The organism is Actinomadura graeca, assembly GCF_019175365.1.
Classification (GTDB): domain Bacteria; phylum Actinomycetota; class Actinomycetes; order Streptosporangiales; family Streptosporangiaceae; genus Spirillospora; species Spirillospora graeca.
Genome location: NZ_CP059572.1, coordinates 4,615,016 through 4,629,143, shown reverse-complemented (window position 1 = coordinate 4,629,143; position 14,128 = coordinate 4,615,016). Strand labels below are relative to the sequence as shown.

The window sequence follows — 14,128 nt, the reverse complement described above, 5'->3', positions numbered from 1 at the left end:
GGTCACCTCTTCACTTCATGGGATGTGTTGGGGAGAGAAGCGGGGGCGGCCGGAGGTACCAGCTCCAGCCGCCCCACCCACATCTAGGCCGCCGCAGAGGCAGCCGGGGGGCCGTCGTCGCGGGCCAGGGCGTGCAGCCGCTCGCATTCGGCCAGGTAGGTCCGTGCCGCCAGCAGCAGCAGCCGGGCGTTGCCCACATCGGCCTCCGACACGGCCATACGATCTGCGCTGGTCACCGAAACCGAGACGGCCACCCCGGACAGGGCCAGGATCGGCGCCCTCTCGGGGTAGGTGCAGCAGCGGATCATCGCGTCACCCGCCAGGTTCACCGACATCGAGCACCAGGAACCGGGAGTGCTCATGCCGCCCCCCTGCCAGCCGGACGGCCGATCGGACGGCCGGTGGGACGACGGCCGGAGCGGTACAGTCGCTCCACCTCCACCGCGTAGGCCGCCGCCTGCTCGGCCAGCGACCGGGCGAACTCCACATCACCGGCGTGCAGCCGCTCCGGCAGCGTCAAGGTGACCAGCACCCGACCCGCCGACACCGTGAACAGCGGAGTCCGTGCCCGGAACGCCCGGAACTCCGTCGATGCGGTGGCGTCGATCGGCAGCGACAGCGCCGAGGTCCGCCCGCCCGTCCCGCGCGCCATCACGCAGCCGCCTTGTCGCCGGAGGGACGGGTCGCCTTGCCCCCGCCGCTCGCGGGACGGACCTCCCTCGCCCGGAACGAGTACGCCACCCGCGGACGACGCCCCGTCTCCTCCACATACGGGGTGACGGTCAGGCCGCCGAACTCCACCGGCCGGAACGGCCCGTACGAGGGGTCGGGTAGTACCGGGCACACCTGCGCGGCCACCTTCACCCGGATCGCCGACGCCTTGTGGCCCGCCTGCGGGTCGGCGTCGTAGACGTCCACCACCCACACCGGCAGGCCGTTCTCCTTGTCGGTCTCCTGCCGCTTGGTCTCGAAGTTCTCCAGCGGCTCGGCCGGACCCGTCGCGAACACCCCGTGCGGGAACACCGCCCCGAACTCCACCGGGATACGCCCCAGAATCGCCATACTGATCACTCCAGTCCGGTCAACTGTCTGTCAGTTGACCTAGCAAGTGATTCGACGATAGCAAGAGGAACTTGCTCTATCAAGTGGCTAACAGGCCGAGTTTCGAACCAGCTACGCCAGCGGGTAGGCGTCTTCCAGTTCATGCATGTCAGCGGGCATGACCGAATCAACCACCAGCAGAGGACGCCCAGAAGCATCACGCGCCGTGGCGTACACGACCAGAACCGGGATGTCCGCGCGCATCGACAGCGCTTCGGCTTCCTTCGCAGTCGGCATCCTCGCCACGATGTGTTCGATGACGTGATCGAAGCCGACGCCCTTCCGCGCCTCAAGGTGCTGCCTTACGCCCTGCTTCAACGGTGCGGCACTGGTCAGGTCCGTGCCTTCGGCCAGTTCCAGGGGCACCCACAGCGACAAGAGTTCCGACGGCGCGTCATCCAACGTCAGCAACCGTTGCCGCAGGAACGCCCGACCAGGCACCGCAAGGCCGAGAAGCGAGCCGATGCGGTTCGGCGTCTCGACAACTCCGGCTTGCAGTACCTCACCGGAGACGGCTGCCTCCGATCCGGCCAACCTCACCTGACCCGCGCGAGCGCTCTCCAGCGACGCCAGCGCCGGACGCCCGCGAACGAAGCGCCCTTTACCCTGCTGAGAGTCGATCCACCCTTGATCACGCAGAACACGCAACGCCGCTACGACCGTTGGCCGACTGACGCCGAACTCATCGATGAGCTGATGTTCGCTCGGCATGGTAGAGCCCGGCGGGTACTGCCCCGCTTCGATTCGCCGTTGAAGCTCTGTGACGAGCTGGGCGTACTTCGGCGGTACGGACTCTAGGCTCATCTCGACCGTCCATCATTCGACAGGTTGTCTTACCAGGCCAAACTACTGTCTCACTACTGCGCTGTCACGACTACCGAACACCAACAGGCCCGATAATCCCCGACGGCACGCCCGAGCCCAGCGTCTCGGCCATCCTGTCCGCCAACTCCGAGGGACTGTCTGCCTCCATGAGAACCCACCACGCTGACCACGGCACCAAAGCCCACCAATGCTCGGTATACCGCCCGAACCACACGATCGAGCCCGGGTAGCGACGCTGGAGAGTGATGACTGCCGCAGCCACGTCTTCGGAGATCCCCCCAGGGCCGGGCATCACGACGAAAGCTGTTGGGGCGCTGGCTCAGCCAGGAACGCGGAGATCTGCTCGGCGGCGCCGTCCACATCCGTGAGCGGATGGGCGTTGTCGACACGCCACCACGAGAAGTGGCGCTTGTCCCGGCTGAGGACCACGTAGGCGACGACGTCCCGCACCGTTCCCCCGGACCGTGTGATCGTCAGGCCGGGGATCGCGTCACGCATCTGGACGAAGTGACCACGCTTGACCAGAGCACGACAGAGGTTGCCGAGCAGCCGCAGCTCAGCATCTCGGGAGAGAGCCGGACTCATCTTGTGTTCCTCCTTGGAGACAGAGCCGGGGGCGCGGGGACGTTCCCAGCTGCCGCACGTGACCAGGGGCTGTGATCACGTGGCTTTCGTCCTCGCCGCGCCGCCGGCTCTGCCGTCTGATGCGCCCGGAGTCCGGCCGAGATGACCGGTCCGGCGCGCTAGTCGGTGTGACCGTTCGCCGAGCCGTTGAGCTGTCCGCCTTGCGCGCTGACAAAGCGCGCGATCTGTGCCGCCGCACCCGGCATGTCGTCCACCGGGTGCTTGCTGTCGTCGCGCCGCCAGGTGAACGTCCGTCCCGACGCCCCGACAAAGACCCAGACGAAGAGACCGGGGGTGGTCGTGCCGACTGCCAGGCCCGGCAAGCTGTGCTGTAGCTGGACGCTCAAGCCCAGAGCACACAACGACTCCCGCAACCCCTTGAGGAGTTGCACCTCCCGCTCCCGGTCGCTCACGAGGTCGCCGGCTTGCTCGGCGCCGTCTCGTTACCGGCCCCCAGGCAGTCAGGACAGGCGTCCCGCCGACTGTCAGCCGGAACGCCCGCGACGTGCCCCGGCGCCAACGTCCGCCGCAACACCCGCCGCTTGAACCCGCGCCCCCTGCAAGAGGGGCAATCGCTCGACATGCCGCCACAGTGCCAACAGATCACGTTGCGTCACGAGAGCATGATCATGCCGTCTTCGACATCAACGTCTTGCAACCGTCTCGACTTTGTCTCCTCTTTCGCCGGGCGACGCTCGTAGCCTGGTGACGTCCACAGAGAGGACGGGCCGGTGTCTCCCCAACCGATCCTGCTTCAGGTCGTCATGAGCCAGCGCCGCCTACAGCGCTACGGGATGTTCTGCGCCGCCTACAACGACGCCGCCAAGAAGATCTCACCCGAGCTGATCGGCACCGCACCGAGCCGCGCCCAGCTCCACCGCTGGACCACCGGCGGACTCAGACGACTCCCATACACCGATCACTGCCGCGTCCTGGAGGCAATGTTCCCCGAATGGACCGCAGACGAGCTGTTCGCCCCATGCCCGCCACACCTCCTGAAAGACGCGCCCTCAGCGGAGACGGTGCGCGAAGAACGCGCCGACCTGGAGTCGACCGCCGACCGGATCGGCACGGCCGACTACGCCGACGTCACAGCCGTGTTCGCCACCCGCGCTGAGTTCTCGTTCGCCCACCCGCCACACGCCCTACTCGACGGCGCCACCACCATCAGAGCCGCCGGCCTATCGCTCAACATGCTCTGCCAGCAGTACCCAGACCAGCGCCTCCACCGCCTGATCGAGGACGGCACGACTCTGCAAGCCCTGTTCCTGGACCCCGAAGGCCAGGCCATCCACGCACGCGAACAAGAGGAGGGCTACAGCGACAACCACCTCACCACCCTGACCCGCCTGAACATCGAAGTCCTCACCCGCCTCCGCAAGCGCCTATCAGCCGAGGCCCAAGACCGACTGGCCGTCGGCGTCTACGACGAGACCATCCGCTTCAACATCACCCTCATAGACGACCACCTGTGCGTGATGCAGCCCTACCTTCCCCAGGCCCGCGGAGTCGACTCGCCGACCTTCCTCGCTGAACGCAACCCCACCGGCACCGGCCTGTATGGGACCTTTGAAGAGATCTTCCGTTCGCTCTGGGAACGAGGCAGACCCGTATGACCGACGCACCCGCATCGCTGCTACCCGTCGCCCTCAAGGCCGCGGAGATCGCCAGCGACCTAGTGCGCACCCGCGTCCCCGGCCTGCTCACCGCCAAGGGCGACCGCGACATGGCCTCCGAAGTCGACTACGCCGTAGAACGCGCCGTCCGCGACTACCTCCGCGACCGCACACCCGACATCGCCATACTCGGCGAAGAGGAAGGCATCACCGGAGACACCACAAGCGATCTGCTCTGGGCCATCGACCCCGTAGACGGGACCGCCAACTTCGTCCGCGGCATCCCCCTGTGCGGCTTCTCCATCGGCCTAGTCCACAAAGGCCGCCCCATCGTCGGCGTCATCGACCTACCGTTCCTCGGCACCCGCTACCACGCCGCCCAGTACACCGGAGCCTACGTCGGAGACCGCCGCATCCAAGCCAGCATGACCACCGACCTCAAAGACGCCATCGTCGCCATCGGCGACTACGCAGTAGGCGAGGGAGCCGAAGCCAAGAACCGCCTACGCCTATCATTGACCGAGCGCCTGGCCGCCACCGTCCAACGAGTCCGAATGCTCGGCTCAGCCGCCATCGACCTCGCATGGGTCGCCGAAGGCAAGCTAGACGCCAGCATCACGCTTTCCAACAAACCCTGGGACACTGCCGCCGGCGTCATCATCGCCCGCGAAGCCGGAGCCAAAGTCACCGACCAAGATGGCACCAATCATACCTTTGACTCAACTGGCACCATCGCCAGTGCAGCCTCACTCACTGGGGACCTTGCTTCTCTGCTCAGCTCTCTTGAGTATGGATACAAGGAGAGCAATTAAGGTGGCGAGAGGCGTCTCTGTGATGAACTCCCAATAATGTTACCGGGCAATATCTCTGGAATTCGTTCGAAGGTGATCATATAGGGGCCGCTCTGGACATGTGGGAGGCCGCCGTAGAGTACCTGTGGCGGCATGACAATGCCCGGCCCGATTAGCCACGGGGTGTATGCCGCACACTCCTCACCGGCATCAGGATCTGAAAGAAAACGAATTCGCACCTCTTGTTGTCTGGTGATGAGCAGTGACATGCAGTCTTTTCCTACCGTATTGTTGCGGTCCGCGACCGAACGGATGGCATTGACAAGTAGCGTCTCGCAATCATCTTGATTGCGAGGCGTTGAGTCTGAAAGTCTCTCCAAAAGACGAACTTTCTCGGCATCCCACTCTGCGCCTACGCTTCCGGTGGTGCTCGTCCTATCCCAGAGCCAGTAGCGGGGAAGCGCGTCAACACGAACAGCATTACTCTGATTTCCGTTGTGAGATATGCGAAGTGCGAACGGCCGGGGAGGTCTAGCTGTCGTTATTCTACGCCTCCAAGTATAACCGCAGACGAGGATGTTTAGTTGATTCCTTCTTTCAAATTTCGGCAGGGCGGTAAAATCGCGTCTAATAAATTCCAGGAGTCGACTAATAACAGTGCCGAGTCGAGGGATGGGCGCCCCAAATGCGATCGCCAGTCTGCCGTCAGGAGCGGTGACCGAATTGCCATGAATTACTCTGGCAAGTACTTGATCGGTGGGGATTCTGTCGATGTATGCCAGGCCGCTATATGAAATGCATGCTGTTCCGTTTCCGGCCAGCACCAAAAGACTTTTATTTGCCAGGGGATCATGTGATTGATAACTCGATCGATTGGCATACTTCTTAACTACTAGGCGATCGCTGACCTGTAGAACGAGGGGGGCTGTCACTAGACCCAATGCGAGAGTCATTTATATTCTGCTATTCTTGTCGCGTAAACGCATTGTATCACCTTCGCTTGGATTGTCATTATCGCGCAAGTCACCCACTTGCGTTGCCGAATTGGGCTTTTTGGAATCAAGGTGCGGCGCCGCTCGCGCCGCTGCGCGGCCCGGCGGCGGCGCCGCCCGGAGCGTGCGGCGTGGGCGCCGGTCTCCGGCCGGCGGACGCCGGGCCGCGATCGTGCCCCGACCGGCCGCCGCCCCGCCAACGGTCCGCCCGGGGTCGCGGCGCCGCCCGAGCCACCCTGTCGAACGGGAGCAGGCACATGCCTTTCCGCGGTACAGGGACGTTGCACATTGGGGTGGAAGGTGCCGGGCTCCCCCCGACCCCGAGGTCCGAGCATGGCGACGGCCGGAACCCGTCAAGGGCGCCTTCGGCGTCACTGCGTGATGGCTGCGCCACCCTTGACAGAACCCGTCCGCCGCTAAGTGCCGGTTTCGTCGGGGCCGGGGGGAGGAAGGCGGGGGACAACAGCGGCTACGCCGCACGCCCCAGGCCGCCACGGAGGCCGGACACCACGCGGGATCAGGTCTGCGGCGTCGTGCAATTAGCGTGCAATTAGCAGCAGTCACCAGCGGGTACGAACGGGCAGCGGGGGATCATGGTTTGCGCAGGTCAGGTGGTTGATCACGGCCGAGTCCGCAGATTTGCAAGCCGGGTGTCAGGGGTTCGAATCCCCTAGGCTCCACCTGCCGGAACGCCCTCATCTCGATCATGGATGGGGGCGTTCGTGTGTTCGGCGGGCTTCGGGGGTGTGGGCGCGGCTTGCCGCCGTGGGGTGCGTTCGGGGTGTTGCGGCATGGTTCGGGGGTATCTGTGAGCATCACGCCTAGACTCCCGTTATGGAGATCACGGAGGCGACACGCATGAGGTTTGCCGGGGCGGTGCCGCTCCGGGTGGCGGTGGGGGACGCGGCCGATCGGCGGGCGCCGGTCGTGCGGGGGTAGCCGTCAGTGCGCAGCAGGGGCAGGGGCGCGCCGGACGCGGACGCGCCGTGGAATGAGATCGTCCCAGGGTTCTGGATGGGCGGTCACCACTATCGGGACGCGGCCGGGGAGCGGGTGCCCGCCGTCGTCACCGATGAGTTCGAGCTGGTCATCAGCCTTTCACGGTGGGCCGGGCATGGGCCGGGCGGGCATGTCGAGCACCATTGCGTGGAGATGCCGGACGCGCCGCTCTCGTCCGCCCAGATCGAGACGGTGTGCCTGCTCGCGGACACCGCCGTGGGGGCGCTGCGGAGGGGGCTGCGGGTGCTCGTCCGGTGCCGTTCGGGTTACAACCGGTCGGGGCTGGTCGTCGCGCAGGGGCTCATGGGGATGGGGTACTCGGCGGACGACGCCGTGCAGATCATCAGGCAGCGCAGGTCGCCGTGGGCGCTGAACAACCAGGTCTTCGTCGACTACCTCACGACGGGGCTGGACGTCGCGCGGCTGCTGGCCGGGCTCGACGCCCTCTCTCAGGACGACCCGGGATAGGGCCGTCCCGCCACGTCGGGCGCCGGGACGGACGGGCGCGGCGCGGTGCGAGAGCGCTCCGCCAGCGCGCGCAGCCACAGCAGGGCGACCGCCGAGATCACGACGAGGCCCGCCCAGTTCATGATCGTGATGAGGTGGCCTTGGGCGCCGGTCGCGCGGGGCAGGTAGCCGTGGTCGAGCAGCTGGTACTGCCAGGGCGTCCCGGTGAGGAACAGGGTGAGGGCGATGGCGATGCCGTGCATGGAGTCCCAGAGGGCGTGGAGGGCCGAGACGCCCAGGTAGGCGAGGACGCCACCGCCGGTGATGTGCCAGCGGGTGCGGGACGCGGCGAACAGGACGCCGCCGGTGATCGCCGTCCACAGGCCGTGGCCGAGCGGGCTGAGCAGGCCGCGCAGGATCTCCGTCTCCACCATCGAGCGGACGCTGATGCCCTGGACGGTGAACAGTGCGTTGAACGCGTATCCGGACGATTCGAACGCCGCGAAGCCGAAGCCGACCGTGGCGCCGAGGACGAGGCCGTCCCGCATGGACCGGACGCGCATCCTGCGGGCGACGAAGACGAGCGCGGCCAGCTTGACCGCCTCCTCGATGAGCCCGACGCCTGCGTACATCCACAGTGACGGGTGCAGCAGGTAGCGCTCCAGCACGGACGCGCCGAGCACGCCGAGGACGCCGCCGACGACGAAGCCGTTGAACAGCAGCGGGACGGTGATCGTCCCGGAGGTGCCGTGCTCGTACGCCCAGACGGCGAACGTCACCGGCACCAGGAAGCTGCCCAGGAGGACGATCGTCGGGAGCAGGTTGGAATTGGCGGTGGCGACGGTGACCAGGACCGTCGCGGCCCACAGGGCCAGCCCGCCCAGCAGGATCCTCGGCCACGGCCTGCGGGCGGTGGGCGTCGTCGGTGCGACCATGCGACGTTCGTTACCCGGGCGCGCCGGTTCCGAATCGGTGCCCGGCTGCCATGCGCGGGGAGGGGCGGCGGCGCTACGGGTGGTGAGAGGCGTCCCTGAACATCCGCCGGTACGCGGACGGCGAGGTCTTCATCGCGCGGGAGAAATGGTGCCGGAAGGTGACCGGGCTCTCGAAGCCGACCGCCGCGCCGATCTCCTCGATGGGGGCGGCGCCGTCCTCCAGCAGCGGCAGCGCCGCCATGATCCGCTGCGTGACGACCCAGCGGAGCGGGCTCGTCCCGGTCTGCCGGTTGAAGTCGCGGATGAACGTGCGGGGCGCGAGGTGCGCCTCGCGGGCGAGGGCGGCGACGGTGATCGGCTCGGAGAGGTGGGCGAGGGCCCAGGTCATGGCGCGTCCGACCGCGTCGTCGGCCGGGGGGACGCCGCCGACCGCCGCCTCGATGAACTGCGCCTGGCCGCCCTCGCGGTGCGGCGGGACGACCAGGCGGCGCGCCACCGCGTTCGCGACGCGGGCGCCGTGGTCCTTGCGGACGAGATGGAGGCACATGTCGAGTCCGGCGGCGCTGCCCGCGCCGGTGAGGACGTCGTCGCCGTCCACGTACAGCACGTCCGCCCTGACCCGGACCTTGGGGTGGCGGCGCCTGAGCAGGTCGGCGTACAGCCAGTGGGTGGTGGCCTCCCGGCCGTCCAGGAGCCCGGCGGAGGCGAGCGCGAACGCGCCCGAGCAGATCGACACGACGCGCGCCCCTCGCCCGCGCGCCTCCTTCAGCGCCGCGACGACCTCGGGCGGCGGGTCCTCGTGGACGTCGGGCAGCCCGACGACCATCACGGTGTCCGCGGACGCGAACGCGTCGAGGCCGTGCTCGGCGGTGATCGTGAACCCGCCGACCGCCCGCAGCGGGCCGCGTTCGAGCGAGCAGACGCGCAGGTCGTACCGGGGGACGTCCAGTTCCGGACGCGGCAGCCCGAACACCTCGACGACCGAGCCGAGCTCGAACGGCGCCATGCCGTCGAGCGCGAGCACGGACACGGTCCGCCGGAGGGCCGGGGAGTCGACGCGCATGGCGCGATCTTAGCGGTGAACGGCGATCATGCCACTGTCGCGGGTACCGGTGCGCCTCGCAGGATCGAGGGAGTCAGCGAACCGGAGGAGCGCGAAATGATCACAGATGACCAGTCGTCGGAGGCCGTGCGGCACTTCGCCGCCCGCCTGGCGTTCGAGACCGACGTGTCCGACGTCGCCGCCGACCTCGCCGCCGGGATCGAGGACATCGTGGTCGTGGACTCGCGAGGCCAGGACGGCTGGGAGCAGGGGCGCGTGCCGGGCGCCGTCCACCTGCCGGCCGCCGAGATCGCCGAGCGCGCCGGGACCGTCGTGCGGGCGGGCGCGAGGGTCGTCGTCTACTGCTGGGGGCCGGGCTGCAACGGGGCGACGAGGGCCGCGCTGGAGTTCGCGCGGCTCGGCCGTCCGGTCAGGGAGATGATCGGGGGATTCGAGTACTGGGTGCGCGAGGGCCTCCCGGTGGAGGCCGGCGATGGAACGATCACACAGCGTCGTCCCGACCCGCTGACCGCGCCGGTGAGCGGTGCGTCGTGCGACTGCGGGCCCTGAGATCGGGGCGGATGGGGGCCATGATGGGCCTGAACTGAAGAGAGACGTCCGGGACGGGGCATAAGGCGGTACCCGGACGACGTTAGACTTAACGAATCACTCTTCGACACCCCCATGGTGTCAGGCTCGTCCTTGCAGCCCACTGATCACTCATCGTGGTGCCTCCCGAGACGTGCCCCCCTCTCGGAAGGTATTGCGTGACCACAGCTGCCGCTGCACAGAACCCCTCTGCCGACATGCCCGTGATCCCGGGCGAGGACGAGCGGGTTCCCACCTTCGCCGAACTGGGCCTCCCCCCGGCGCTGGTGTCCGCCCTGTCCCGTCAGGGCATCGAGGCCCCGTTCCCCATCCAGGCCGCCGCGATCCCCGACATCATGGGCGGACGCGACGTCCTCGGGCGGGGCAAGACCGGCTCCGGCAAGACCCTCGCGTTCGGCCTGCCGCTGCTCGCCCGCCTCGCGGGCCGCAGGGCCGCGCCGAAGCGCCCGCTGGCGCTGATCCTCGTGCCGACCCGCGAGCTCGCCCAGCAGGTGCAGAACAACCTGGAGCCGCTCGGACGGGGCGTCGGGCTGCGCTTCAAGACCGTTATCGGCCAGACCTCGATGTTCAAGCAGATCGACGCGCTGCGCCGCGGCGTCGAAGTCCTCGTCGCGACCCCCGGCCGGCTCAAGGACCTGATGCGGCAGGGCGCGTGCGACCTGTCCGACATCGAGATCGCCGTGCTGGACGAGGCCGACCACATGGCCGACATGGGCTTCCTGCCCGACGTCACCGACATCCTCGACCAGGCCAAGCCCGGCGGGCAGCGGCTGCTGTTCTCCGCCACGCTGGACAAGGACGTCGACGTCCTCGTCAAGCGGTACCTGGACGGCCCGGTGACGCACGCCATCGGCCCGGTCGACGAGTCCGTCGACACGATGGAGCACCACCTGCTGCTGGTGGCGCCCAAGGAGAAGGGCGCCATCACCGCCGAGATCGCCAACCGTGAGGGCCGGACGATCCTGTTCGCCCGCACCAAGCACGGCGTCGACCGGCTCGCCAAGCAGCTCGTCCAGGCCGGGGTCCGCGCCGCGGGCCTGCACGGCGGCAAGAGCCAGGGGCTGCGCACCCGGACGCTCGCGGAGTTCCGCGAGGGTTCGATCAGCGTGCTCGTCGCCACCGACGTCGCCGCCCGCGGCATCCACGTGGACGACGTCAGCCTGGTCATGCACGTCGACCCGCCGGCCGACCACAAGGACTACATGCACCGCGCCGGGCGGACGGCGCGCGCCGGCGAGCGCGGCACCGTCGTCACGCTCGTCCTGCCGCACCAGGTGCGCTCGACCAGTGCCATGACCCGCCGGGCCGGGATCAACGCGCCCCGGATCAGGGTGACCAGCGGCGACGCTGAGCTGGTCAAGCTGACCGGTGCCCGCACGCCGTCCGGTATCCCGATCGAGGGGCCGATCATTCCCGAGCGTCCCCGCCGCGAGGGCGGCCGGGGCCGCCAGGGCGGACGCCGCGGCCGGGGCTTCGGCGGCGGCGGGCGCGGTCCCCGCTCGTTCGACCGCCAGGACGGCGGCCAGCGCCGCGAAGGCGCCCACGAAGGCGGGCACGGTGAGCACCGCGGCTCGTACTCCGGCGGTGAGCGCCGCGGTGGCGGTCCCCGCACCGGCGGCTCCTCGCACGGCAACCGGCGTGGAGGCTCGTACGGCGGCAACCGCCGCGAGGGCGGCGGCGACCGCTGGACGGCACGCTCCAGCTAAGCGGCTGGGCCACGTGAGAAAACGGTAGGACGACGATCCCGGGCCGGGGGCGCGCCGCTTGGCGGTGCGCCCCCGGTCGTTTGTTCTGTGATGTCGGCGGCCGGTCGGCCCGAGGTGGGGCGGGAAGGCGTCAGCCCGCCTCTTCGCGCAGCTTGTCCTGAAGGATCTGGAGGCCCTCCAGGCCGTCGACGGACAGCGCCGCCAGCTCGTCCAGCGACATGAGCGGGCCGGTGCGCAGCGGCGGCCGCCAGCCGTGTTCCGGGTCGTGGCTGCGCAGGACCTTGGCGGGCACGCCGCCGATGACCGCGTGGTCGGGGAACTCGCCGCGGACGACGGCGCCGCCCGCGACCGCGACGTTGCGGCCGAGCCGGGTCCCGGGAAGGATGATCGCGCCGGTGCCGATCCAGCAGCCGTCGCCGATCACGACCGGGTTGTTCTCCGGCCACTGCCGTCCGATCGGCGTTCCCAGGTCCCCGTAGGTGTGGTTCTGGTCGGTGATGTACACGTTCGGCCCGGTGAAGACGTCGTTGCCGATCTTGATCGACCGGTGGCCGACGATGTGCGTGCCCCGTCCGATCGAGCAGCTCCCGCCGATCTTCACCACGACGTCCGGGCCGAGGTCCAGCCCCGGGACGAAACCGGCGGAGATCGTGACATGCGTCCCGATGAGGGTGTGGTCGCCGATCGAGATCCACGGCTCCCCGTACACCGCCCCCACCGGGAAGCCGATGCATGCTCCTTCGCCCAGGTAGGCGAACTTGCGGCGGCCGTGTGTGCGCGGGGTGATCTCGCCGTGCCGCTGGACCCACTCCCAGGTGCGGTGCACGGCCGTGTGCACGCCGCGGCGCGCGCTGTCCCTGGCCCGGGCCACCAGTGCCTGCCGGAGCGGCCCGCGCGGTTTCGGCGACATGGTGTTCACCGTACCGGTTGGTAAGTAGGCCGTGGCGTACCAGGCCGGAACGCGGTGCGGCCGGGTTCCGCCAAGGTCAGAGGCGCGGGCGGGGGATCGGCGGGAGCGCGTCCTCGATCGCCTCGGCGATGGCCAGCAGCCGTCCGTCGGACGAGGCGGGGCCGACGACCTCCAGGCCGATCGGCAGGCCGTCGCCGGACAGTCCCGACGGGAGCGACAGGCACGGCAGCGCCGCGATGCTCGAAGGGTTCGTGTTCCGGATGTAGGTGAGGAAGGTGTCGACGCTGCCGCCGTTGAGCTCGACGGTGCCGTCGTCCCCCGGGGCCCGGTGCGGGCGGGCGGGCAGCGGGGTGGTCGGGACGACGATGGCGTCCACGCCGTGGCCCGAGAAGTAGGAGGCGTAGGCCGCCTGGAGCGCGGGACGGTGCACGGTGAGGACCTCGCGGTAGTCGGCCGAGGTGAACCGGTCCCCCTCCACGACGGCCTGGAGCGTCTCCCGGACGGCGGGGCTGGCCACCTGGTCCGCGATGTCGCGCAAGGTCACCGGTGCGGCGTGCTGGTAGAGGTAGGCCGAGATCTCCCGGCCCACCTCGTAGAGCACCACGGGGAGGTCGGCCGCCTCGGTGAGCCGCCGCATGGCGGGGACGTCCTGCTCGACGAGGACGGCGCCGCGCGCGGCGAGCCCGGACAGCGCGTGTTCGGTCGCCGTCGCGACGTCCGGGTCGAGGTCCTCGTAGAAGTAGCCGAAGGGCACGCCGAGCCGCAGCCCGCGCAGGTCGGCGGTGAGACCGGCCTCGGCGCCGAGGGGCGCGCAGATGTCGTCGATGAGCCGCACGTCGGCGACGGAACGGGCGAGCGGGCCGACCGTGTCACGGGTGGAGGAGATCGGGATGACGCCGCGTCCGTCGTAGCGGCCGGGCGACGGCCGGAAGCCGACGCAGCCGCACAGGGCCGCGGGGATGCGGCAGGAGCCGCCGGTGTCGGCGCCGAGCGCGGCGGGGACGAGGCCCGCGCCCACGCCCGCGGCGGTCCCGCCGCTGCTGCCGCCGGCGATGTGGTCCGCGGCGTAGGGGTTGCCCACGGCCCCGAAGGAGGGGTTGTTGCCCGTCATGCCGAAGGACAGCTCCCCGAGCATCTGCTTGCCCATGAGCGTGCCGCCGGCGTCGAGGAGCCTCCGCGCGACCGGCGCGTCCTGCCGCGGGCGCCAGCCGCGCAGGGCCGGTGTCGCCGCCGTCGTCGGGAGGTCCGCGGTGTCGATGATGTCCTTGAGCGCGAAGGGGAGCCCGTGGAGCGGGCCGCCGGAACGCGCGGTGTCGGCGACCGCCCGCCTGATGAGGTCGGGCTCGTGCGAGACGTAGGTGTTCAGGTGCGCCAGCCGCGCCGTCCGCTCGATCAGGGCCTCCACGTACTCGGCGGGCTTCAGCCCGCCCTCGCGCAGGCGGCGGACGGCCTCGACGGCGGACAGCCAGTGGAGTTCTTCCGGCATCGGCGTTCTTCCTGGTGAGCGATGGTGATGGCGATCGGGATGATG

The 14,128-nt window shown here is 69.1% G+C and carries 15 protein-coding genes; 5 read left to right on the top strand and 10 right to left on the bottom strand.

Translation table 11 applies throughout. The annotated features are described in order from the left end of the window. Positions 1-83: 83 nt before the first annotated feature. From AGRA3207_RS20495 to AGRA3207_RS20470, 6 genes are all read right to left on the bottom strand, one after another. Positions 84-362 carry a hypothetical protein gene (locus AGRA3207_RS20495; RefSeq protein ID WP_231328664.1) on the bottom strand — a complete coding sequence of 93 codons (279 nt, stop codon included), beginning with the start codon at positions 360-362 and terminating at the stop codon, positions 84-86. Continuing rightward, a complete protein-coding gene (locus tag AGRA3207_RS20490) occupies positions 359-652 on the bottom strand; it encodes a hypothetical protein (protein ID WP_231328663.1) in 294 nt (97 codons plus the stop codon). The genes AGRA3207_RS20495 and AGRA3207_RS20490 overlap by 4 nt, the downstream gene beginning before the upstream one ends. Further along, positions 652-1,062: a plasmid replication, integration and excision activator gene (locus AGRA3207_RS20485; protein ID WP_231328662.1), complete on the bottom strand. Its 411-nt coding sequence runs from the start codon at positions 1,060-1,062 to the stop codon at positions 652-654. The genes AGRA3207_RS20490 and AGRA3207_RS20485 overlap by 1 nt, the downstream gene beginning before the upstream one ends. 111 nt (positions 1,063-1,173) lie before the next feature. Continuing rightward, on the bottom strand, positions 1,174-1,905 hold the full coding sequence (locus tag AGRA3207_RS20480; protein WP_231328661.1) for a GntR family transcriptional regulator: 732 nt from the start codon (positions 1,903-1,905) through the stop codon (positions 1,174-1,176). A 312-nt stretch (positions 1,906-2,217) separates the two neighbouring features. Beyond that, positions 2,218-2,511 carry a hypothetical protein gene (locus tag AGRA3207_RS20475; protein ID WP_231328660.1) on the bottom strand — a complete coding sequence of 98 codons (294 nt, stop codon included), beginning with the start codon at positions 2,509-2,511 and terminating at the stop codon, positions 2,218-2,220. A gap of 158 nt (positions 2,512-2,669) precedes the next feature. Next, on the bottom strand, positions 2,670-2,942 hold the full coding sequence (locus AGRA3207_RS20470) for a hypothetical protein (RefSeq protein WP_231328659.1): 273 nt from the start codon (positions 2,940-2,942) through the stop codon (positions 2,670-2,672). 339 nt (positions 2,943-3,281) lie between these two features. Between AGRA3207_RS20470 and AGRA3207_RS20465 the strand changes: the two genes are divergently transcribed. The 3 genes from AGRA3207_RS20465 (at position 3,282) to AGRA3207_RS20455 (ending at position 7,416) form a co-directional block, all read left to right on the top strand. Continuing rightward, positions 3,282-4,166, top strand: coding sequence for a DUF5919 domain-containing protein (locus AGRA3207_RS20465; RefSeq protein ID WP_231328658.1), 885 nt, complete (start codon positions 3,282-3,284; stop codon positions 4,164-4,166). Beyond that, positions 4,163-4,978 carry an inositol monophosphatase family protein gene (locus tag AGRA3207_RS20460; RefSeq protein WP_231328657.1) on the top strand — a complete coding sequence of 272 codons (816 nt, stop codon included), beginning with the start codon at positions 4,163-4,165 and terminating at the stop codon, positions 4,976-4,978. Before AGRA3207_RS20465 ends, AGRA3207_RS20460 begins: the two co-directional genes overlap by 4 nt. 1,916 nt (positions 4,979-6,894) lie before the next feature. Continuing rightward, positions 6,895-7,416, top strand: a complete 522-nt coding sequence (locus AGRA3207_RS20455; protein ID WP_231328656.1) for a protein-tyrosine phosphatase family protein — start codon at positions 6,895-6,897, stop codon at positions 7,414-7,416. On the opposite strand, the gene AGRA3207_RS20450 is transcribed toward AGRA3207_RS20455, so the two are convergent. Then, positions 7,398-8,330: a PrsW family intramembrane metalloprotease gene (locus AGRA3207_RS20450; RefSeq protein WP_231328655.1), complete on the bottom strand. Its 933-nt coding sequence runs from the start codon at positions 8,328-8,330 to the stop codon at positions 7,398-7,400. The two genes, AGRA3207_RS20455 and AGRA3207_RS20450, sit on opposite strands and share 19 nt — an antisense overlap. Positions 8,331-8,403: 73 nt before the next feature. Next, on the bottom strand, positions 8,404-9,393 hold the full coding sequence (locus AGRA3207_RS20445; protein ID WP_231328654.1) for a GlxA family transcriptional regulator: 990 nt from the start codon (positions 9,391-9,393) through the stop codon (positions 8,404-8,406). 96 nt (positions 9,394-9,489) lie between these two features. Here AGRA3207_RS20445 and AGRA3207_RS20440 point away from each other — a divergent pair, with 96 nt between their 5' ends. Beyond that, positions 9,490-9,942 carry a rhodanese-like domain-containing protein gene (locus AGRA3207_RS20440; RefSeq protein WP_231328653.1) on the top strand — a complete coding sequence of 151 codons (453 nt, stop codon included), beginning with the start codon at positions 9,490-9,492 and terminating at the stop codon, positions 9,940-9,942. 236 nt (positions 9,943-10,178) lie between these two features. Further along, positions 10,179-11,687: a DEAD/DEAH box helicase gene (locus AGRA3207_RS20435; protein ID WP_231328652.1), complete on the top strand. Its 1,509-nt coding sequence runs from the start codon at positions 10,179-10,181 to the stop codon at positions 11,685-11,687. 130 nt (positions 11,688-11,817) lie between these two features. Here AGRA3207_RS20435 and AGRA3207_RS20430 read toward each other — a convergent pair whose 3' ends face one another. Together AGRA3207_RS20430 and AGRA3207_RS20425 are read right to left on the bottom strand one after the other, a co-directional pair. Then, entirely contained in the window at positions 11,818-12,597 is a 780-nt protein-coding gene (locus tag AGRA3207_RS20430; RefSeq protein ID WP_231328651.1) for an acyltransferase, read from the bottom strand. A 76-nt stretch (positions 12,598-12,673) separates the two neighbouring features. Continuing rightward, the gene (locus AGRA3207_RS20425; RefSeq protein ID WP_231328650.1) at positions 12,674-14,083 is read right to left on the bottom strand and encodes an amidase family protein; all 1,410 of its coding nucleotides are present in this window, start codon (positions 14,081-14,083) and stop codon (positions 12,674-12,676) included. Positions 14,084-14,128: the final 45 nt, after the last annotated feature.

Excerpts from the sequence above, each read along its gene's own strand:
- AGRA3207_RS20495 (WP_231328664.1), bottom strand. The coding sequence starts at position 362 with ATGAGCACTCCCGGTTCCTGGTGCTCGATGTCGGTGAACCTGGCGGGT.
- AGRA3207_RS20490 (WP_231328663.1), bottom strand. The coding sequence starts at position 652 with ATGGCGCGCGGGACGGGCGGGCGGACCTCGGCGCTGTCGCTGCCGATC.
- AGRA3207_RS20485 (WP_231328662.1), bottom strand. The coding sequence starts at position 1,062 with ATGGCGATTCTGGGGCGTATCCCGGTGGAGTTCGGGGCGGTGTTCCCG.
- AGRA3207_RS20480 (WP_231328661.1), bottom strand. The coding sequence starts at position 1,905 with ATGAGCCTAGAGTCCGTACCGCCGAAGTACGCCCAGCTCGTCACAGAG.
- AGRA3207_RS20475 (WP_231328660.1), bottom strand. The coding sequence starts at position 2,511 with ATGAGTCCGGCTCTCTCCCGAGATGCTGAGCTGCGGCTGCTCGGCAAC.
- AGRA3207_RS20460 (WP_231328657.1), top strand. The coding sequence starts at position 4,163 with ATGACCGACGCACCCGCATCGCTGCTACCCGTCGCCCTCAAGGCCGCG.
- AGRA3207_RS20450 (WP_231328655.1), bottom strand. The coding sequence starts at position 8,330 with ATGGTCGCACCGACGACGCCCACCGCCCGCAGGCCGTGGCCGAGGATC.
- AGRA3207_RS20445 (WP_231328654.1), bottom strand. The coding sequence starts at position 9,393 with ATGCGCGTCGACTCCCCGGCCCTCCGGCGGACCGTGTCCGTGCTCGCG.
- AGRA3207_RS20440 (WP_231328653.1), top strand. The coding sequence starts at position 9,490 with ATGATCACAGATGACCAGTCGTCGGAGGCCGTGCGGCACTTCGCCGCC.
- AGRA3207_RS20435 (WP_231328652.1), top strand. The coding sequence starts at position 10,179 with ATGCCCGTGATCCCGGGCGAGGACGAGCGGGTTCCCACCTTCGCCGAA.
- AGRA3207_RS20430 (WP_231328651.1), bottom strand. The coding sequence starts at position 12,597 with ATGTCGCCGAAACCGCGCGGGCCGCTCCGGCAGGCACTGGTGGCCCGG.
- AGRA3207_RS20425 (WP_231328650.1), bottom strand. The coding sequence starts at position 14,083 with ATGCCGGAAGAACTCCACTGGCTGTCCGCCGTCGAGGCCGTCCGCCGC.